Source organism: Bradyrhizobium sp. USDA 4341 (genome assembly GCF_054063755.1).
On sequence record NZ_JBSSGO010000002.1, the window covers coordinates 2,981,608 to 3,001,408 of the forward strand.

Consider the following 19,801-nt stretch of genomic DNA (forward strand, 5'->3'; position numbering starts at 1 on the left):
AGCAGAACACGCTGGAGCCCTTGGGGCTTGCACGGGATCATGTAGGATAGCGGTCGCGACCTCCGCCGGCGACGCTGCCGGCCGATACTCGGACCGCTTACTCTGGGACTGCTTGATGACCGCGCATGTCATAGTCACCGACGAAGCCGCCACACGCGTGATCCGGCTGCGCAGGCCCGAGAAGAAGAACGCGATCACCCAGGAGATGTTTCGCGCGATCAGCGATGCGATCGACAAGGCGCAGAACAATCCGAAGATCCGCTGCCTGATCATCACCGGCGGCTCCGGCGTGTTCACCGCGGGCAACGACATCGAGGACCTGCTCGCGCAGGGCACCTCGACCGGCGAGACGCCGCCCGCCTCCGACCTGGTCAAGTTCCTGTATTCGCTGGCCCACAATGTGAAGCCGATCATCGCCGCCGTCGACGGCGTCGCGATGGGCATCGGCACCACGATGCTGTTTCACTGCGACTATGTGCTGGCGAGCAAGGCCGCGCTGTTCTCGACGCCGTTCTCCAATTTCGGCCTGGTGCCGGAAGGCGCCTCCAGCCTGCTGATGCCGCGGACGATGGGCCATCAGCGCGCCTTTGCGATGCTGGTGATGGGCCGCACCATGTCGGCCGACGACGCCCGCGTCGCCGGTTTCGTCAACACCGTGGTGGCGCCGGGACATGCCGAGGTCGAGGCGCACAAGGTGGCACGCGAGATCTGCGCGCTGCCGGCCGAGGCGGTGGCGATCTCGCGCCGCTTGATCCGGCTGCCGCCGGAGGATGTCACCCGCCGCATCGAGCAGGAGAACCATCTGTTCAGCGAGCGGATGCGCTCCAACGAGGCGGTCAGCGCCTTCAAGGCCTTCATGGCGCGCACGAAGGATTGAAACGAAGCGTCGCAAAATTGTAGTGGCGTCGCGCCATGATCGTGTGTTCCATGATCGCGCACGCCATGGACAGGTCATGAGACAGCCCCGCCTTACGCCCCTCGCCGCGCTCTGCGCACTCGGACTGGCCGCGGCAGGTCCCTGTCTGGCGCAGACCGCAGCGCCGGTGAACCTGCGCATTCTCGCGATCAACGATTTCCACGGCTATCTGCGTCCGCCACCGGTCGGCATCCGCATCGCCGATCCCGCTGATGCGACCAAGAAGATCACGGTGCCCGCCGGCGGCGCCGAACGATTATCCACCGTCGTCAAACAGCTGCGTGAGGGCCACAACAACAACATCTTCGTCGCGGCCGGCGACCTGATCGGCGCGAGCCCGTTCTTGTCGGCGATGTTTCACGACGAGCCGACCATCGAGTCGCTGTCGATGATGGGGCTTGCGATCTCGTCGGTCGGCAACCACGAATTCGACGAGGGCAAGGACGAGCTCCTGCGGATGCAGAATGGCGGCTGCCACCCGGTCGACAAGTGCCAGGGGCCGCATCCCTTCCTGGGGGCCAAATTCCGCTATCTCGCCGCCTCCACGATCGACAAGGCCTCCGGCAAGCCGGTGTTTCCGCCCTACGAGATCAAGGAATTCGACGGCATACCGGTGGCCTTCATCGGGCTGACGCTGAAGAACACGCCGAACCTGGTGTCGCCGGCCGGCGTCGCCAGCCTCGACTTCCGCGACGAGGCCGAGACCGTCAATGCGCTGGTCCCCGAGCTGAAGGCGAAGGGCGCCGAGGCGATCGTGGTCTTGATCCACGAAGGCGGCTTTCCGACCGGCGACTATAATGAATGCCCCGGCATCTCCGGGCCGATCGTCGACATCGTCAAGAAGTTCGATCACGCGGTCGACGTCGTGATCTCCGGCCACACCCACCAGGCCTATGTCTGCGAGATCGACGGGCGGCTCGTCACATCAGGCGACAAATACGGCACGCTGGTCACCGCGATCGACCTTCAGCTCGATCCGAACAGCCATGACGTGATCAGCGCCAAGGCCGACAACACCATCGTGAAGATCGGCGGCACAGCCAAGGACCCGGAGCAGAGCGCGCTCCTGGAATCCTACGACCGGCTGGCCGCGCCGATCGCCAACCGCGCGGCAGGCTCGGTGACGGAAACGCTGTCGCGCACGCCGGCCGAGACCGGCGAAAGCCCGCTCGGCGATATCGTCGCCGACGCGCAGCTGCTTGCCACCAGCTCGGAGCCGAATGGCGGCGCGGTGATCGCCTTCACCAATCCCGGCGGCGTGCGCACCGACATCGTCAAGCGCGAGGACGGCGCCGTCACCTATGCCGACATCTTCGCCAGCCAGCCGTTCCGTAACCAGCTGGTGACGATGACGCTGACCGGCAAGCAACTCAAGGACGTGCTGGAGCAGCAATGGGCCGACCCGAAACGGCCGCGCGCCCTGCAGGTCTCGAAGGGCTTTGCCTATGCGTGGGATGCGAGCAAGCCCGACGGCGCGCGCATCATTGCCGCGCGGATGTCGCTCGACGGCAAGCCGATCGACCCGGCCGCGAACTATCGCGTCACCGTGAACCATTATCTCGCCGAGGGCGGCGACGGCTTCACGGTGTTCAAGGAAGGAACGGCGCAGCAGTTCGGCATCTACGACGTCGATGCGCTCTATGCCTATTTCAAGGCCAACAGCCCGGTCGGCCCGGCGGCCGGCAAGCGGATCGAGCGGATCAATTGAAGTGCGGGCATGGAACATCGGTGGGGCGGAGACAGGCCTTTCCGGCGGGCCGGTAACGGCCTAAATTAGACGCTCCTCGCACGCGCCCCCAATGCGCCGGGAATTTGCATGACACTGCTTCTGACGCACACCGCCTGCCTCGATCACCTGACCCCACCCGGACATCCCGAACGCCCCGACCGGCTGCGCGCGGTTGCCGAGGTGCTCGGCGAAGACCGCTTCAAGGCGCTGGTGCGCGACCTGGCGCCGGAAGGCGACCTCGACAGCGTGCTGCTCTGTCACGGCGAGCACTATGTCGGCGAGCTGCGCCACATCGCGCCGACCTCCGGCATGATCTATATCGACGGCGACACCTCAATGTCGCCGGGCACCTGGGAAGCCGTGATGCGCGGCGTCGGCGGCGCGGTGGCGGCGACCGATGCGGTGATGACCGGCGCGCACCAGAACGCCTTCGTCGCGGTGCGCCCGCCCGGGCATCACGCCGAGAAGTCGACGCCGATGGGTTTCTGCTTCTTCGACAATGTCGCGATCGCCGCGCGCCACGCGCAGCGCAAATACGGCATCAAGCGCGCCGCGATCATCGATTTCGACGTCCATCACGGCAACGGCACGCAGGATATCTTCTGGGCCGATCCGACCGTGATGTACTGCTCGACGCATCAGATGCCGCTGTTCCCCGGCACCGGCGCGTCAGGCGAGCGCGGCGAGCACGACACCGTCGTCAACGCGCCGCTGGCGCCCGGCGACGGCGGCGCCAAATTCCGCTCCGCCTTCGAGAACCTGATCCTGCCGCAGCTCGAGAAGTTTTCCCCCGAGCTCGTCGTCATCTCGGCAGGCTTCGACGCGCATCACCGCGATCCACTGGCCTCGATCAACCTGACCGGCGAGGATTTCGGCTGGGTCACGCGCAAGCTGATGGACCTCGCCGACAAGAGCGCCGGCGGCCGCGTCGTCTCCGTGCTGGAGGGCGGCTACGACCTCGAGGGCCTGAAAGAGTCGGTGGCATCTCACGTCACCGCATTGATGGGCGGGTAAATCCCCGCCACAATACCCCCGCAAAAATTCGATTGATTCTGCGCCGGGGCAAGCATGGCCTGCGACAGGTCATGGTTGGACGACAAGATCCGATCACGGTCTGATCGGCGCACCGGGAACACATAATGGCCGAAAACGCTCAAGCCGACGTCAAGAAGCTCTCCTTTGAACGCGCGATCGAGGAACTCGAATCGATCGTCAAGCGCCTCGAGGACGGCAAGGTCCCGCTTGAGGAATCGGTCGCGATCTATGAGCGCGGCGAGGCGCTGAAGCGGCGGTGCGAGGAATTGCTGCGCCAGGCCGAAGCCCGCGTCGACAAGATCACCACCGACGCCTCGGGCCAGCCGACCGGCACCGAGCCGCTCGACGTGCAGTAGCGCCGATACGCCGCAATCACGCGACATGATGTCCGCCACCGGCGGGCGATTATTGCTGTGCATTTCCGGTTGGTCGACCACCCCGCGGGGCAACCGCCGCGATCGGGTGCGGCTGCGAATCAGGCCGATCCGGACCCTCCCGGCCCCCGTTAAATTAGCAAAAATGGAACCCGTCCCCGGGCCAAGCATTGAAAAGTCTAGGCTTTTCAGGACAGCGCATAGGAACCCTGCACCCCCTATCGGGTTGGCTTTGACTACGGCTTTGGTGTAATGCTTCCAGTTCTATGGGCATTTGAGGGTGGCGGGCGGCCCGAACTATTCGGGCGGCATGCATCTCAAATGGTTCGACAAAACTGAACCGGGACGGGTGAAGAGCGACCAAGGTGATGCATATCACGTGGTCCAATCCGGAGTGAATCTAGGCTTACAACCAGGCAGGGCCTGCCGGGACGGCACCCAGTGTCTGGAATTCGCTGCGCGGTGAGCGCGCCAACCCATCTCGCGTCGGGCCGTTCGTTCCGACAGGCAAAAATTGGAAATTCGCTGTGACCACATTTAGTAAAACGCCGCTTCTTGACACTATTCACACGCCGGATGACCTGCGCAAGCTGAAGGTCGAGCAGGTGCGGCAGGTTGCCGACGAGCTCCGCCAGGAAACCATCGACGCCGTGTCGGTGACCGGCGGCCATTTCGGCGCCGGCCTCGGCGTGGTCGAACTGACCACCGCCATCCACTACATCTTCGACACCCCGCGCGACCGCCTGATCTGGGACGTCGGCCACCAGGCCTATCCGCACAAGATCCTGACCGGTCGCCGCGACCGCATCCGCACCCTGCGCACCGGCGGCGGCCTCTCCGGCTTCACCAAGCGCACCGAGAGCGACTACGATCCGTTCGGCGCCGCGCACTCCTCGACCTCGATCTCGGCCGGCCTCGGCATGGCCGTGGCGCGCGACCTCTCCGGCGGCAAGAACAACGTTATCGCCGTGATCGGTGACGGCGCGATGTCGGCGGGCATGGCCTATGAGGCCATGAACAACGCAGGCGCGATGAACTCACGCCTGATCGTGATCCTCAACGACAACGACATGTCGATCGCCCCGCCGGTCGGCGCGATGAGCGCCTACCTGTCGCGCCTCTACTCCGGCAAGACCTACCGTTCGCTGCGCGAGGCGGCCAAGCAGATCAACAAGCGCCTGCCGAAGATCCTCGCCAACCGCGCCAACCGCGTCGAGGAATATTCCCGCGGCTTCATGATGGACGGCGGCACGCTGTTCGAGGAGCTCGGCTTCTATTATGTCGGCCCGATCGACGGCCACAATCTCGACCATCTGCTGCCGGTGCTGAAGAACGTCCGCGACATGGAGACCGGGCCGATCCTGGTTCACGTCGTGACCCAGAAGGGCAAGGGCTACGGCCCGGCCGAGGCTTCCGCCGACAAGTACCACGCCGTGGTCAAGTTCGACGTCGCGACCGGCACCCAGGCCAAGGCCAAGCCGAACGCGCCGGCCTACCAGAACGTATTCGGCCAGAGCCTCGTCAAGGAAGCGCAGAAGGACGACAAGATCGTCGCCATCACCGCGGCGATGCCGTCGGGCACCGGCGTCGACATCTTCAACAAGGCCTTCCCGGACCGCACCTTCGACGTCGGCATCGCTGAGCAGCACGCGGTGACGTTCGCCGCCGGCCTCGCCACCGAAGGCTACAAGCCGTTCTGCGCGATCTATTCGACATTCCTGCAGCGCGGCTATGACCAGGTGGTCCATGACGTCGCGATCCAGAGCCTTCCGGTCCGCTTCGCGATCGATCGCGCCGGCCTGGTCGGCGCCGACGGTGCGACGCATGCCGGTTCGTTCGACAACGCCTATCTCGGCTGCCTGCCGAACTTCGTGATCATGGCGGCCTCCGACGAGGCGGAAATGGTTCACATGGTGGCGACCCAGGTTGCGATCAACGATCGTCCGAGCGCACTGCGCTATCCGCGCGGCGAGGGCCGCGGCGTCGAGATGCCGGAAGTCGGCATTCCCCTGGAGATCGGCAAGGGCCGCATCGTCCGTGAGGGCAAGCAGGTCGCGCTGCTGTCGTTCGGTACCCGCCTCGCCGAGTGCGAGAAGGCCGCCGACGAGCTCGCTGCTCACGGCCTCTCCGCCACGATCGCCGACGCGCGCTTCATGAAGCCGCTCGACGAGGAGATGATCATGAAGCTCGCCCGCGACCACGAGATCCTGATCACCATTGAGGAAGGCTCGATCGGCGGCTTCGGCTCGCATGTCATGCAGTTCCTGTCCGACAACGCCATGCTGGACAGCGGCATGCTCAAGTTCCGCTCGATGATCCTGCCCGACGTGTTCCTCGACCACGACTCGCCGGCGGCGATGTACGCCCGCGCGGGTCTCGACGCCAAGAGCATCGTTGCCAAGGTCTTCGAAACCCTCGGCAAGGACTACAAGACCGAGACCGTCAAGCTCGCGTAGTCGCTTCGGGCGGCGTCCACTGGAGCAGCTTCGGTTCTGATTGAATCAGAACCGAAGCTCCAGGTTCTTCTTTGGACGCGTTTTCTTCACGCGAGCCGGTGTCCACTTCGCTCGAAAACGCTCTAGCCCCGGCAAGTCCATGAAAATCTATCTGGCAGGTCCTGACGTGTTCCTGCCGGATGCCGTGGAGATCGGCCGCCGCAAGGCAGAGGTGTGTGCCTATCACGGGCTGACCGGGCTCTATCCGCTCGACAACAGCATCAATCCCACGGCTGCCGGCGCTTCACTCACCATCTTCAAAAGCAACGAGGCGATGATGGAGTCGGCCGACGCCGTCATCGCCAATTTGACGCCGTTCCGCGGCCCCAGTGCCGACGCAGGCACCGTCTACGAACTCGGCTACATGGCGGGTCGCGGCAAGCTGTGCCTCGCTTATTCGAACGATCCCACGTCCTACGCCAATCGCGTGGCGCGGCTGCAGCAGGTCGTGCCGGCATCCGACGGACGCCTGATCGACGCGGAGGGACTGACGGTGGAAGAGTTTGGCTTGCCGGACAATCTGATGATGATGCACGCGCTCGAGCTGCACGGCAGTCCGCTGGTGACGCCGAGGGAGCCTGCGGCCGACCTCTGGCACGACCTCACCTCCTTTGAGACCTGCGTGCGGCTCGCCGCCGCGCAGCTCCGGCAGGCCGCCAAGTGACCAAGCACGTGACCAAGGCAGGCGACAACGACAACAACGCATCCGCCGGCAAGCGCATCGACGTGCTGCTGGTCGAGCGCGGCCTGTTCGAAAGCCGGGCCCGGGCCCGCGCCGCGATCGACGCCGGCCTCGTCACCGCCGACGGCAAGCCAATCGCGAAGGCATCCGAACTCGTGGCGTCCGGAGCCGCACTCACGGCCGAGCCGGCGCACCCCTATGTCTCGCGCGGCGGCGTCAAGCTCGCCGGCGCGCTCGAGCATTGTCCGATCGACGTCGAGGGCCATGTCTGCCTCGATGTCGGCGCCTCGACCGGTGGCTTCACCGAAGTGCTGCTTGCCAATGGTGCGAGCCTCGTCTTCGCCATCGATGTCGGCCACGGCCAGCTGCATCCCTCGCTGCAGGGGCATCCGAAGATCGTCTCGATGGAGGAGACCGACATCAGGAATTTCGAGGGCAAGCGGCTGCCGGCGCGGCCCGACGTCGTCGTGATCGACGTCAGCTTCATCTCGCTGAAGCTGGTGCTGCCGGTGGCGCTGTCGCTGGCGGCGGCGCCGATGCATCTCCTGGCGCTGATCAAGCCGCAGTTCGAGGCGGCCCGCAAGCACGCCAAGCGCGGCGTCATCCGCAACGCGATGGTGCACCAGGAGATCTGCGACGATATCGCCGCCTTTGCCGCCTCGCTCGGCTGCACCGACATTCAGGTGTTCCCGTCATCGATCACCGGCGGCGACGGCAACATCGAATTCTTCCTCGGCGCGCGCCGTGGCTGAGCTTATCACCATCGACCATGTCGGCCATCGCGGCGACGGCGTCGCGATCGACGGCGCGCAGTCGATCTTCGTGCCCTACACGCTGGCCGGCGAAACGGTCGAGGTCGACGACGTTCCGGGCAATCATCCCGACCGGCGGCGGCTGGCGCGCGTGACGCAGGAAAGCCCCGAGCGGATCGCGCCGTTCTGCCCGCATTTCGGCGTCTGCGGCGGCTGTGCGATCCAGCACTGGGATGATACGGGCTACCGCACCTGGAAGCGCAACATCGTGGTCGAGACGCTGGCGCAGGCAAAGGTCGCGGCCGAAGTCGCGCCGCTGCTCGACGCCCATGGCGCGGGCCGCCGCCGCATCACGCTGCACGGACGCATGGGGACCCATGAGGTGCTCAAGGTCGGCTTCGCTGCGGCCGGTTCGCACGACATCATCCCGGTCGACCGCTGTCCGATCCTCGATCCGGCGCTCGACGGCGCGCTCGAGGCAGCCTGGGCCACAGCCGAGCCGCTGATCTCGATCGGCAAGCCGCTCGACATCCAGGTGACCGCGACCCTCAATGGTCTCGACATCGATGTGCGCGGCTCCGGCGCGCTGCCGACCAGCCTGATCACCACTTTGTCGCGGGTCGCCGAGAAACACCGGCTGACACGCCTGACACGGCATGGCGAGCTGGTGCTGCAGCGCGGCTCGCCCGAGATTGCGATCGGAAAGGTGAAGGTCGTGCTGCCGCCGGGCTCGTTCCTGCAGGCGACCACCAAGGGCGAGGAGACGCTTGCGGCGCTGGTTCGCGAGCATTGCGGACGCGCCAAGCACATCGCCGATCTGTTTTGCGGCGTCGGCCCGTTTGCGCTCCGCCTCGCCGAGAAGGCGCGGGTCACCGCCTTCGACAGCGACGCCGGCGCGATCGCGGCGCTGCAGAAGGCTGCGCAATCGACGCCGGGGCTGAAGCCGCTCAAGGCCGAGGCGCGCGATCTGTTCCGCCGTCCCCTGATGCCGCAGGAGTTGCGCGACTACGACGCCGTCGTGTTCGATCCGCCCCGGCAAGGCGCGCAGGCGCTGGTCACCCAGCTTGCGGCGAGCAAGGTGCCGGTGGTCGTCGCGGTGTCCTGCAATGCCGCGACGTTTGCGCGCGACGCAAAAATCCTGATCGATGGCGGCTACAAGATCGCTAGCGTCACCCCGGTCGATCAGTTCCGCCACACCCCGCATGTCGAGCTGGTGGCGCGCTTCGCACGCTGAAACATTGCTGCGACTATCGCAGCCTGCGGCGCTCTCGCTATAATCCGCGTCGCATGCCCCACGATCCGCTGCTCGCGCGCATCATTCCCGTCCTTGCCGAGGTGCCGGGCGTCGCCGCCATCGTGCTCGGCGGCTCGCGGGCGCGCGGCACGGCGCATGACGCCTCCGACACCGATCTCGGCCTCTACTATCGGGATAATGCCGCTCCGGATATCGATCGGCTGCGCGCGGCGGTGACCGGCCTGGTTGATGATCCCACCGCTGCCCATGTGACGCCGGTCGGCGAATGGGGCCGGTGGATCGTCGGCGGCGCCTGGCTTGCGATCGGCGGCCACAAGGTCGACCTGCTCTACCGCAGCATCGACCAAGTCACGATGGTGATCGATGCCTGCCGGAACGGCGAGATCAGCATGCACTACCAGCCGGGCCATCCGCACGGCTTCTGCTCGGCGATCTGGATGGGCGAGGTGGCGCTGTGCCGTGCCCTGCATGATCCCGACGGCCTCGTCGCCGCATTGAAGGCAAAGACCGCACCCTACCCGCCCGCCCTGCGCGATGCGCTGGTGCGGCGCTTTCAATGGGAAGTCCTGTTCGCGATCGAGAATGCCGAGCTTGCGCTGCCGCGCGGCGACAGCACGCATATCGCCGGCTGCGCCTATCGCGCGCTGGCGTGTATCGCGCAGGTGCTGTTTGCACTGAACGGGCAGTATCTGATCAACGAAAAGGGCGCGCTGGCGCAGGCGAAAAATTTTCCGGTGACGGTTCGTGGCCTAGCCGGGCGCGTTGCAGAGGTGTGGCGGCAGATCGGCGCCACCGAGCACGCCGCCGCGATGCAGACGCTCCGCGAACTCGATAGCGACGTTCGAGATATTTGCTCGGGGGTCAGCGAACAACCGTAGGATGGGTAGAGCAGAGCGAAACCCATCACATCTCGTGGCACGACGATGGGTTTCGCTTCGCTCTACCCATCCTACAAACTGAAGAACGACGTCGGAAGATTTGTAGGGCGGGTTAGCGCAGCGTAACCCGCCATGTCTTGCGCAAGAAACGGTGGATTACGCCTTCGGCTAATCCACCCTACGAAGCTACAAGGCTACGCGAGCGCTACCGCCCCCAGCGATCCTGCCAGATCTTCTCGCCGATCGTGCAACTGACCCGCGGCTCCTTCTCGGCGGTCCGCACGATCGGGCGCTCGGGGGTGCGGCCGGCGACCTCGAGCAGCAGCTTGGTGCGGATCGCTTCCTTGAACTTCTCGCGATCCTTGATCGACACCACGAAGGAGCCGGGCCCGCCGATCACACAGTCCTCGTAGTAGTAGTCGAGATTCTCGATATCCATCGTCGAGTAGGACGGCTCTTTCACCATGATCGGCAGGCCGTTGATGACGATGCCCTTGTCGAGCGCCGCATCGCGCGCAGGCGTGATCGGCGTGCCGTTGTTGTTGGGGCCGTCGCCGGAAATATCGATCACGCGGCGCAGGCCGCGATGCGGATTCTCGTCGAACATCGGGATCGCGAAATAGATCGCGCCTGAGATCGAGGTGCGCGAGGCGCGGCGCACCGGCGTCTTCATGATCTCGGCGGAGACTGCATCGGCGGATTCGGGGCCGTCGATCACCCGCCAGGGAATGATGACCTTCTGGTCGTTGGAGGCGGCCCATTCGAAATAGGTGATCGAGATCTTGCCGTTCGGGCCGGCCTTCAGCGCCTGCAGGAACTCCTTGGAAACGATCGCTTGCGCATAGCCCTCGCGCTGGATCGCGAGCTCGTCCATGTCCATCGAATAGGAGACGTCGACCGCGATGATCAACTCGATGTCGACGCTCGGCGTGGATTCCTTTTCGGCCAACCGGCCTGTCTGTGTTCCCGGGCCGGGCGCGGCAACACCGGCCACATCGCCGCTGGCCAACATGCCCGCGACAAGCACCGCTCCGATCGAGACATACCAGCGCATTGCGGCCCTCCCGTCGTGTCCTGTCATGGTGACACGCAAATCAGGCGGCGAAAAGCGCAGATATCATCTGTCCTTCACATTCAAGTTAGAGACCTGCAAGTTAGAGACCTGCAAGTTCGACGCTTGCAGGCTGGACATCACTGCCACGCATGAGGCAACGCGCCGTGCCGTTGCCGCAATGACGCCGTGCAAATCGAACGGTTCCAACACGCGGAGGAAGACGGTATTCTTACGGGGCAATCGCTTGGGAGTGCCGGGCAATGCCCGAGACCGTCGTCAAACCGAAAACCAGGACCAAGACCAAGGTCGAGCGGCCGCGCCTGCACAAGGTGATCCTGGTCAACGACGACTACACGCCGCGCGAATTCGTCGTCACCGTGCTGAAGGGTGAATTCCGCATGACCGACGACCAGGCCTACAAGGTGATGCTGACCGCGCATCAGCGCGGCGTCTGCGTGGTTGCTGTGTTTACCAGGGATATCGCCGAGACCAAGGCGACGCGCGCCACCGATGCCGGCCGCGCCAAGGGTTATCCGCTGCTGTTCACCACCGAGCCCGAGGAATAGCGGCCATCACCGTTCCGCAGGCCGCGCGAGCTGCGCCTGCTGGCTCAGCGCAATGTCGGCGACGACCGCCCCCATCACCAGCACACCGCCGATCAGGGCGCGCGGCGACGGCACCTCGGCAAACGCCAGCCACACCCAGAACGGCATCAGCGGCGTTTCAAGCGTGGCGATCAGCGACGCCTGCGCGGACGGCAGCAATCTGGAGCCGACCGTAAACAGGGTGAGACCGAGACCGACCTGGCACGCGCCGAACATCGCGAGCACGCCGAGATCGGCACCGGTGACCGCGCCGATGCCGAGCCCCAACGGCAGGCTGACGGCGCTGCCGAGAAAGTTCGAGAGCGCCGCGGCGGCGATCATCGGCGTACCCTTGTGCCGCCGGATCACCACCGTCATCAGCGAAATCGCCAGCACCATCACGCAGGCAAGGCCGATGCCCCTGTAATCCGTGATGCCGCCGGCGCCGCTGACGGTGATCGCCACACCCGCGAGCGCGACAAGGCTCGCCAGCAATGTGCCGGGCCGCGCCCGCTCACCGAGCCAAAGCCGGGCGATCGCGGCCGCCGCAAACGGCTGCATCGCGATGAGAATGGCGACATTGGCGACGCTGGTCAGTTGCAGCGCCGGAATGAACGTCACCATGCCGAAGGTCGAGAGGCCGGCCACCAGCCATCCGCTCGCGGGCATCACGACGAGATCGCGGGCGCCGCGCCAGCCCTGCGTGGCGACCAGGAACAGCGCGATCGCGCCGCCACCGAACAGCCCGCGCCAGAACAGGATGGTCCAGGAATCGAAGTGCAGCAGCCGGGTGAAGAACGGCGCAGTGCTCCACGCCGCCGCAGCCGCGACGACCAGCGCGATCCCGGTGCGATGTTGCGCATTCGTGTCAGTCACGTCGCACCGACACTAGCTCGCAGCGGCGACCGGCGCCTCGTCGAACAGGCCGTAGACCCGTTCGGCCTTGGCAAATCCCGCGATCGGAAACTCGCCGAGATCGCTCCAGCCGCCGTCGTGAATGCCGGCGAAGCGCTCCGAGGCCACGACGGTGCGGCCGAGACGGCCGGCGATCTTCTCGAGCCGCGCGGCGAGATTGACCGCCGGACCGATGCAGGTGAAATCGAGCCGGTTGCCGCCGCCGATATTGCCGTAGAGCACGCGCCCGAGATGCAGCGCGACGCCGAAGCGGAAGCGCTCGACCGCGTCGCCATTGGGGAATTGCAGCGCCTCGACCCCGGCGCGCGATGCGCGCGCAGCCTCCAGCACGCGCGAGCAGACCTGCGCCTCGTCGCCGAGATATTCGTCGACAGGGAATACCGCGAGCAGGCCATCGCCCATGAATTTGAGCACCTCGCCGCCATGGTCGCGGATCGCGGTGACCTGGCAATCGAAGTAGAGGTTGAGGATCTCCACGACCGTCTCGGACGGCAAGCGGTCGGACAGCGCGGTGAAGCCGCGCAGGTCGGACAGCCAGATCGCCGCATCCATGGTGTCGGCGCTACCGCGCCTGATCTGGCCGCCCAGGATGCGCTCGCCGGCACGGTTGCCGACGTAAGTGTCGAGCAGCAGCGTGGCGGTGCGGCGCAGCGTGATGATCTCGATGTAGCGCGCCAGCGGGACAGTGATCGAGCGGATCGCGTCGAGCTGCTCCTCGGTGAAGCCGCCCGGCTGCCTGGTGGTCCAGCTCGAAGCATTCGCGAAGCCGTCGGTATAGACCAGCGGCACCGCGATGTAGTCGGTGACGCCCTCGGCCTGCAAATCTACGACAATCGGAAAGCGCTTGCTGGCGGGGTCGTCGAGCCGCGCGCGCACTTCAACGCCCTGCTTGAAGACGATCGACAGCGGGCTGACGGCAAATTCCGGGGTGTCCAGGATGTTGTGATCGACCGTCCCGGTTTCGACCTCGGCGCCCGGCTTCCAGAAGAAATGGCGGCCGTAGATCTCGGGATGCAGCGTGCGCACGAAGACGCCGACGCGCCACAGCGGCAGCCCGGCCCGTACCAGGCGTTCGCAGCATTCCGCCATCATCTGCGCCGGGGTCGGCGCCGACCGCGCGCCACCGATCATCCATGCGATGATGTCCCGAAGCTCCGACGCGTTCATGGCATTCCCCAGGGCGAGCACCCGATCCGGTGACGACCACTATATAGGGGATCAGCGCCCGGTCTGCCCGCGGTCGCGCAGAAAATGATCGGCCAGCACGCAGGCCATCATGGCCTCCCCCACCGGCACCGCGCGGATGCCGACGCAGGGGTCGTGGCGGCCCTTGGTCAGGATGTCGGTATCGGCGCCCTTGCGGTCGACGGTCCGGCGCGTGGTCAGGATCGAGGACGTCGGCTTGACCGCAAATCGCACCACCACCGGCTGGCCGGTCGAGATGCCGCCGAGCACGCCGCCGGCATGGTTGGACAGGAAACGCGTTCCGTTGTTGCCGGTCCGCATCTCGTCCGCGTTCTCCTCGCCGGTGAGTTCGGCGGCACCGAAGCCGGCACCGATCTCGACGCCCTTGACCGCGTTGATGCTCATCATCGCGGAAGCCAGATCGCTGTCGAGTTTCGCGTAGATCGGCGCGCCGAGCCCGGCCGGCACGCCCTCGGCGACGACCTCGATGACGGCGCCGATCGAGGAGCCGCTCTTCCTGATGCCGTCGAGATAGCTTTCGAAGAAAGCCGCCTTGTCTTTGTCGGGACAGAAGAACGGGTTGTTGGCGATCTCGTCCCAGTCCCATTTCTCGCGGTCGATCTTGTGCGGGCCCATCTGCACCAGCGCGCCGCGCACCTTCACCTCGGGCAGGACTTTTCGCGCGATTGCGCCGGCCGCGACGCGGGTCGCGGTTTCGCGCGCAGAGGAACGCCCGCCGCCGCGATAGTCGCGCAGGCCGTATTTCGCCTCATAGGTGAAGTCGGCATGGCCGGGGCGGAACTTGTCCTTGATCTCGGAATAATCCTTCGAGCGCTGGTCGGTGTTCTCGATCAGGAGCGCGATCGGTGTGCCGGTCGTGACCTGCACGCCGCTTTCCGGATACGCCATCACGCCGGACAGGATTTTCACCGCATCCGGCTCCTGGCGCTGGGTGGTGAAGCGCGACTGGCCCGGCCGGCGGCGGTCGAGGTCGTGCTGGATCTCCTCCACCGTCAGAGGGATCATCGGCGGGCAGCCGTCCACCACGCAGCCGATCGCGACCCCATGGCTCTCGCCGAAGGTCGTGACGCGGAACATATGGCCGAAAGTATTGAAGGACATGGCGTGTCGTAACGCGCAGGGTCGGCAGCGTCAAACGGGTTTCATGACCCCAGGGACGTGGCTGGCCGGGCGCCCTTAACTATACTTCCGCAACCCGCTCTCGCTGAACACGTAGACCGCCCCCTGCTCGATGGTGAGGTCGGCGGCCGAGGCCGGGGTCTCGAAGCCGAGCGCCACCATCAGCGCCCGCGCCGTGCCGCCATGGGCGACGGCGACGGTGTCCGACGTCACCGAGCCGTACCACTCGGTCATCCGCGCCTGCACGTCGACATAGCTCTCGCCGCCCTCCGGCGACACCGTCCACTTCTCGGCCAGGCGGCGGGCATAGACGACAGGGTCGGCGGCCTGCGCCTGCGCCAACGTCGAGCCTTCCCACGTCCCGTAGGCGATCTCGCGCAGCCGCGCGTCGAGGGCGTAGTCGCCCGGCGGCAGGCCAAGCTCGGTGCGCACCAGCTCCATGGTCGCGCGCGCCCGGAGCAGCGGGCTTGCGACGAACGGCAGCGTCGTCTTGTCACGGCCGTCGCGCGCCAGGAGATCGGCGAGGACGCGGCCGGCACGTGCCGCCTGGGCGCGGCCGCGCTCGTTGAGAGCAATATCCTGCACGCCCTGAAGCCGGCCTTCGGCGTTCCATGAGGTCTCGCCGTGGCGGATGTAGTAGATCGTTGGCACCGGCATTCGCTTCGAATTTTTCTGGCCCGGAGGTACACCAGCACTTTGGCTGGCGACAAGCCCAAATCGGCCGCAGCCGAGGCGCTATGCGCGCAGCTCGGCGCAGACCGGAATAGCCACGCCGTTAGGGTGTTATGTTGAGCAAGGCGGCTATCGCCGCAACCATCGAAGACTGGGATGCATGACCGCGTTTCGTCAAAGTGTCGAAGCCATGATTCCAGCGCTCCGCCGCTATGCGCGCGCGCTGGTGCGTGACTCGGATATCGCCGATGATTTGGTGCAGGACACGCTGGTGCGCGCGCTGCGCTCGGAGCGGCTGTTTCTCGGCGGCGACGTCAGGAGCTGGCTGTACACGATCCTGACCAATCTGAACAAGAACCGCAGGCGCTCGCTGGCGCGGCGGCCGGCCTTCATGCCGCTGCTCGACAACAATGCTGACGCCAGCGGCACCGAGGCCGAGGGACGCGACATCGAGCGCGCGCTGTCGACGCTGGTCGAGGAGCAGCGTTCGGTGCTGCTGCTCGTGATGCTCGAGGGCATGAGCTACCGGGAGGTCGCCGACATCCAGGGCGTGCCGATCGGCACGGTGATGTCCCGCCTCGCCCGCGCGCGCGCCCATGTGCGGGCCTCGATCGAGGGCCAGCGCCCGGCGCTGAGACGGGTGAAATGATAATGTGCGCGATGACGGGCGTTATGCATGAGCGTTTTCGAAACAAGATTTGGCAGAGACGATTGATATGACCGACCCGAACATTCCCGTCACCGAAGACGAGCTGCACGCTTACGTCGACAACGAGCTGCCGGCCGAACGCCGCGGCGATGTCGAGGCGTGGCTCGCCGCGCATCCTGACGACGCGGCGCGGGTGCAGTCATGGCGCGCGATGGCCGAGACATTGCATGCGCGCTACGACACGGTGCTGGACGAGGCGGTGCCGAAGCGGCTCGAGCTCGAGCAGCTGGTGCGCCAGCCGCGCCGCTGGGTCTATGGCGCGGTGGCGGCGACGCTGATGGCCTTCATCGCCGGCGGCGGCGTCGGCTGGATCGCGCGCGGCGCCGCGGCGACGCCGTCGGCCTTCCAGAGCTTCACGCTCGATGCGCTGGATGCGCATCGGCTCTACGTGGTCGAGGTCCGTCATCCCGTCGAGGTGCCCGGCAGCGAGCGCGACCATCTGCAGCAATGGCTGACCAAGCGCTGCGGCTGGGACGTCCGCGCGCCCGACCTCACCGGGCTGAAGCTGGTCGGCGGCCGCCTGCTGCCGGGGCCGAGCGGGCCGGCGTCGTTCCTGATGTACGAGAGCACGTCCGGCGAGCGCTTCACGGTCTACACCGCCAAGGCGAAAACCGAGGCGACCCAGATGCGCTATGCTGTCCAAGGGGGCGACGGCGCGCTGTTCTGGGCCGATCGCGGCGTCGCCTATGTCGTCAGCGGCGGCACCGACCGCACGCGCCTGACCCAGGTCGCGCAGGCCGTCTACGATCAGATGGAGAAGAACGGCGGCTGATCTCCCGTAGATTTACGGGGAGATCAGCCGCCGACATTGTGCCGTTTCGAGCAAGTGAATCCAGCCTCACTCGGCGTCCCAATTCCGACATTGAAAATTTCGATTCGCGTCATGGACGCGTCTCATTGTCGTACCGGATGCTCACGCGAAGATGATCTGCGCCCGATCCGCCGATCGGCGCACGCGGCCTCGATTGGGGTTTTGTGTACCGCGCTGGTCCCCCTCTCGAGGCCGCACTCTTTTTTCCGCATCCGATCTGCACGCCGCAGATTTTGGACTTCGGACGGCCGGTCATCCTTTGACGCCCTCGCAACGCCCGCGTCTACCCCGATAGAGTCCGGGGTAGTTGCAGTTTCGCGTCTCTTGCGTCTTTTGGGGCGCGCTCTCGGCGGTCAGCCGAGATCGCTGCGCGGATTGTAGGAATTTCGCTCCCGCCACGTCTGCATCAATGCCTCAAGCTCGGCATCGTTCCCGTCGGGCAGGATGATGCGGGTCGTGACGTAGAGGTCGCCGACGGCCCCCGCCTTCGGCAACCCCTTGCCCTTGAGGCGAAAGGTACGGCCACTCGAGGTGTTCTTCGGGATCGACAGTTCGACCGCGCTGCCGAGCGTCGGCACCCGGACCTTGCCGCCCAGCACCGCCTCGTAGAGGGTAATGGGCAGATCGATCCGGAGATCGTTGCCGTCGACCTTGAAGAACGGATGCGGCGCGATCGAGATCGTGATCAGGAGGTCACCGGGCGGGTGGCCTTGCGCGGTGTCGCCCTGCCCCTTCAGGCGGATCTGCTGGCCGGCGGTGACGCCGGGCGGAATCTTGACGTTGAGCTCACGGCCGGTCGGCAGGCGGACGCGCTTGTCGCCGCCCCTGACCGATTCCTCCAGCGACACCGTCATGGCGACCGAAAGATCAAGGTCGACGCCGACCCCGCCGCCTTCGAATTCAAACGGGCTCGCCCGCCCGCGCGCGCCACCGCCGCCACGCGCGGCGTTGCCGAACATGCTGTTGAGGATGTCCTCGAAGCTGCCGCCACCCATGCCGCCGCCGGGGCCGGGGCCGCCGCGGAAGCTGTACTCGAAGCCGCCGGGACCGGCACGGCCGCCGGCGCCGCCGCCGGGGAAGCCCTGGAAGCGCGGCTTGCCGTCGGCATCGATCTCGCCGCGGTCGAACTGCTTGCGCTTGTCCTCGTCGCCGACGATCTCGTTGGCCGTGTTGATCTCCGCAAAGCGGGCAGCCGCCTTCGGATCGTTCTTGTTGTTGTCAGGGTGATGCTTCTTGGCGAGCTTGCGATAGGCGCTCTTGATCGTCGCAGCGCTGGCGCTCCGCTGCACCCCCAAGACCTCATAGGGGTCGCGCATCCGTCACGTCTCCTTCACGGGAAAATCAGTTGTGGCCGGGAACCCATCCGGGCCCACTTTGCCTTCATGTGGGGGCTCAGTGGCATTTTTGCAACTAGCTTGGCGCCGGCATCGGCCGGGACTTTCAGGATTTACTCCAGGGCTTCAGGCTATGGATTTGCCACCGGCCTTGTCCAGCCTTGCAAGCGGCGCCCTGCAGCCAGGTCTCGGTGGCTCCATTGACATAGCTGGCGAGGAAATCCCGGCACGTCTTGCCGTCCTCGCCCGAATACGCCTGGGCCAGCGGCGTCACCGAGCCGCGTGCACCGGTCTGGGGATTTTCCCAGGGCTGGCTGGAATCCTTGTCGCCCTTGGTCAGCACGTCGGAGGCGGCGTTGCGGGCAAAGGCGAGATCGCTGTCGGTCGGCATCACCGCGTTGACCTGGGTCGGGTTGATCGAGCCCGTCACATCCTTGTCGTCCATCTTGGCGAAAGCATCGGTGCGCGACAGGCTGCAGCCGCTTGCGCCGACGCCGATCAGGATCAAGGTCACCACCGCGCCCGCAGGGTGGATCGCCGATAGGCCAACGCGCGCCCATGCCCTATATAGGGCTAGAAACGCGCTCTCGGACGCGGGCGAATGCAAATCGGGACTCCTGACATGACCGACACGACCTCCATCAAACACCCGACACCGTTAACATCGGGTGATTTCACCGCGGCGGAGGAGCCGTTCGCCCTGTTCGGCGAATGGTTTGCGGAAGCGGTCAAGTCCGAGCCGAACGATCCGAACGCGATGGCGCTCGCAACCGTCGATGCCGATGGGCTGCCCGACGTGCGGATGGTGCTGATGAAGGGCTTCGATGCCGACGGCTTCGTGTTCTACAGCCACATTGCCAGCGCCAAGGGCCGCGAATTGGCCGCAAACCCTAAGGCCGCTTTACTGTTTCACTGGAAATCGCTGCGCCGTCAGGTGCGCATCCGCGGGGCGGTGACCCCGGTGACGGACGCCGAGGCCGACGCCTATTTCGCCACGCGGCCGAAGCAGGCGCAGATCGGCGCCTGGGCCAGCAAGCAATCGCAGCCGCTGGAGAGCCGCTTCGCCTTCGAGCAGGCGATCGCCAAGGCCGGCGCGAAATACGTCATCGGCGAGGTGCCGCGTCCGCCGGGCTGGAGCGGCTGGCGGATCACGCCGCAGCGCTTCGAGTTCTGGCACGACCGCCCGTTCCGCCTGCACGACCGCATCGAATTCCGCCGCGACGGCGCCGGCAGCGCATGGTCGAAGGTGCGGCTCTATCCGTGATGACGACAGCTTAAAAG

The 19,801-nt window shown here is 65.9% G+C and carries 20 protein-coding genes; 13 read left to right on the top strand and 7 right to left on the bottom strand.

Going from position 1 to position 19,801, the window contains the following annotated elements; all coding sequences use genetic code 11:
* The first annotated feature begins 115 nt into the window (after positions 1-115).
* The 9 genes from ACVIGB_RS20155 to ACVIGB_RS20195 all read left to right on the top strand — a co-directional run bounded on the left by ACVIGB_RS20155 (position 116) and on the right by ACVIGB_RS20195 (position 10,116).
* Positions 116-877 (top strand): crotonase/enoyl-CoA hydratase family protein, encoded by a 762-nt coding sequence (locus ACVIGB_RS20155; protein WP_342727309.1) that lies wholly within the window; start codon positions 116-118, stop codon positions 875-877.
* Between the two features lie 76 nt (positions 878-953).
* Positions 954-2,624 carry a bifunctional metallophosphatase/5'-nucleotidase gene (locus ACVIGB_RS20160; protein WP_456721334.1) on the top strand — a complete coding sequence of 557 codons (1,671 nt, stop codon included), beginning with the start codon at positions 954-956 and terminating at the stop codon, positions 2,622-2,624.
* A 108-nt stretch (positions 2,625-2,732) separates the two neighbouring features.
* A complete protein-coding gene (locus ACVIGB_RS20165; RefSeq protein ID WP_456721333.1) occupies positions 2,733-3,659 on the top strand; it encodes a histone deacetylase family protein in 927 nt (308 codons plus the stop codon).
* Between the two features lie 125 nt (positions 3,660-3,784).
* Positions 3,785-4,036, top strand: coding sequence for an exodeoxyribonuclease VII small subunit (locus tag ACVIGB_RS20170; RefSeq protein ID WP_092124735.1), 252 nt, complete (start codon positions 3,785-3,787; stop codon positions 4,034-4,036).
* A gap of 545 nt (positions 4,037-4,581) precedes the next feature.
* The gene (gene dxs / locus ACVIGB_RS20175) at positions 4,582-6,510 is read left to right on the top strand and encodes a 1-deoxy-D-xylulose-5-phosphate synthase (RefSeq protein WP_092124734.1); all 1,929 of its coding nucleotides are present in this window, start codon (positions 4,582-4,584) and stop codon (positions 6,508-6,510) included.
* Between the two features lie 139 nt (positions 6,511-6,649).
* On the top strand, positions 6,650-7,213 hold the full coding sequence (locus tag ACVIGB_RS20180) for a nucleoside 2-deoxyribosyltransferase (RefSeq protein ID WP_092124733.1): 564 nt from the start codon (positions 6,650-6,652) through the stop codon (positions 7,211-7,213).
* Complete coding sequence (locus ACVIGB_RS20185; protein ID WP_456721332.1) at positions 7,210-7,983, top strand: TlyA family RNA methyltransferase; 774 nt, start codon at positions 7,210-7,212, stop codon at positions 7,981-7,983. The genes ACVIGB_RS20180 and ACVIGB_RS20185 overlap by 4 nt, the downstream gene beginning before the upstream one ends.
* Entirely contained in the window at positions 7,976-9,217 is a 1,242-nt protein-coding gene (locus tag ACVIGB_RS20190) for a class I SAM-dependent RNA methyltransferase (RefSeq protein ID WP_456721331.1), read from the top strand. Before ACVIGB_RS20185 ends, ACVIGB_RS20190 begins: the two co-directional genes overlap by 8 nt.
* Positions 9,218-9,270: 53 nt before the next feature.
* Positions 9,271-10,116 (top strand): nucleotidyltransferase domain-containing protein, encoded by an 846-nt coding sequence (locus ACVIGB_RS20195; RefSeq protein WP_456721330.1) that lies wholly within the window; start codon positions 9,271-9,273, stop codon positions 10,114-10,116.
* A gap of 205 nt (positions 10,117-10,321) precedes the next feature.
* Here the strand turns inward: ACVIGB_RS20195 and ACVIGB_RS20200 are convergent, their stop codons facing one another.
* On the bottom strand, positions 10,322-11,170 hold the full coding sequence (locus ACVIGB_RS20200; RefSeq protein WP_173641407.1) for a DUF1194 domain-containing protein: 849 nt from the start codon (positions 11,168-11,170) through the stop codon (positions 10,322-10,324).
* 260 nt (positions 11,171-11,430) lie between these two features.
* Between ACVIGB_RS20200 and clpS the strand changes: the two genes are divergently transcribed.
* Positions 11,431-11,736 (top strand): ATP-dependent Clp protease adapter ClpS, encoded by a 306-nt coding sequence (gene clpS / locus ACVIGB_RS20205; protein ID WP_092124728.1) that lies wholly within the window; start codon positions 11,431-11,433, stop codon positions 11,734-11,736.
* Between the two features lie 6 nt (positions 11,737-11,742).
* Here clpS and ACVIGB_RS20210 read toward each other — a convergent pair whose 3' ends face one another.
* From ACVIGB_RS20210 to ACVIGB_RS20225, 4 genes are all read right to left on the bottom strand, one after another.
* Positions 11,743-12,630 (bottom strand): DMT family transporter, encoded by an 888-nt coding sequence (locus ACVIGB_RS20210; RefSeq protein ID WP_456721329.1) that lies wholly within the window; start codon positions 12,628-12,630, stop codon positions 11,743-11,745.
* Positions 12,631-12,642: 12 nt separating this feature from the next.
* A complete protein-coding gene (locus ACVIGB_RS20215; protein WP_456721328.1) occupies positions 12,643-13,836 on the bottom strand; it encodes an adenylate/guanylate cyclase domain-containing protein in 1,194 nt (397 codons plus the stop codon).
* Positions 13,837-13,887: 51 nt separating this feature from the next.
* Positions 13,888-14,976, bottom strand: a complete 1,089-nt coding sequence (gene aroC, locus ACVIGB_RS20220) for a chorismate synthase (protein ID WP_456721327.1) — start codon at positions 14,974-14,976, stop codon at positions 13,888-13,890.
* A 75-nt stretch (positions 14,977-15,051) separates the two neighbouring features.
* On the bottom strand, positions 15,052-15,651 hold the full coding sequence (locus tag ACVIGB_RS20225) for a histidine phosphatase family protein (RefSeq protein WP_456721326.1): 600 nt from the start codon (positions 15,649-15,651) through the stop codon (positions 15,052-15,054).
* A 175-nt stretch (positions 15,652-15,826) separates the two neighbouring features.
* On the opposite strand from ACVIGB_RS20225, the gene ACVIGB_RS20230 reads away from it, so the two are divergent.
* Together ACVIGB_RS20230 and ACVIGB_RS20235 are read left to right on the top strand one after the other, a co-directional pair.
* A complete protein-coding gene (locus ACVIGB_RS20230) occupies positions 15,827-16,315 on the top strand; it encodes a sigma-70 family RNA polymerase sigma factor (RefSeq protein ID WP_092124724.1) in 489 nt (162 codons plus the stop codon).
* 67 nt (positions 16,316-16,382) lie between these two features.
* On the top strand, positions 16,383-17,147 hold the full coding sequence (locus ACVIGB_RS20235; RefSeq protein ID WP_456721325.1) for an anti-sigma factor family protein: 765 nt from the start codon (positions 16,383-16,385) through the stop codon (positions 17,145-17,147).
* Between the two features lie 392 nt (positions 17,148-17,539).
* Here ACVIGB_RS20235 and ACVIGB_RS20240 read toward each other — a convergent pair whose 3' ends face one another.
* Together ACVIGB_RS20240 and ACVIGB_RS20245 are read right to left on the bottom strand one after the other, a co-directional pair.
* Positions 17,540-18,502 carry a DnaJ C-terminal domain-containing protein gene (locus ACVIGB_RS20240; protein ID WP_456721324.1) on the bottom strand — a complete coding sequence of 321 codons (963 nt, stop codon included), beginning with the start codon at positions 18,500-18,502 and terminating at the stop codon, positions 17,540-17,542.
* A 124-nt stretch (positions 18,503-18,626) separates the two neighbouring features.
* Positions 18,627-19,034 (bottom strand): RT0821/Lpp0805 family surface protein, encoded by a 408-nt coding sequence (locus ACVIGB_RS20245; RefSeq protein WP_092126933.1) that lies wholly within the window; start codon positions 19,032-19,034, stop codon positions 18,627-18,629.
* A 108-nt stretch (positions 19,035-19,142) separates the two neighbouring features.
* Here ACVIGB_RS20245 and pdxH point away from each other — a divergent pair, with 108 nt between their 5' ends.
* Positions 19,143-19,784 (top strand): pyridoxamine 5'-phosphate oxidase, encoded by a 642-nt coding sequence (pdxH, locus tag ACVIGB_RS20250; protein ID WP_092124721.1) that lies wholly within the window; start codon positions 19,143-19,145, stop codon positions 19,782-19,784.
* The last annotated feature ends 17 nt before the right edge of the window (positions 19,785-19,801 follow it).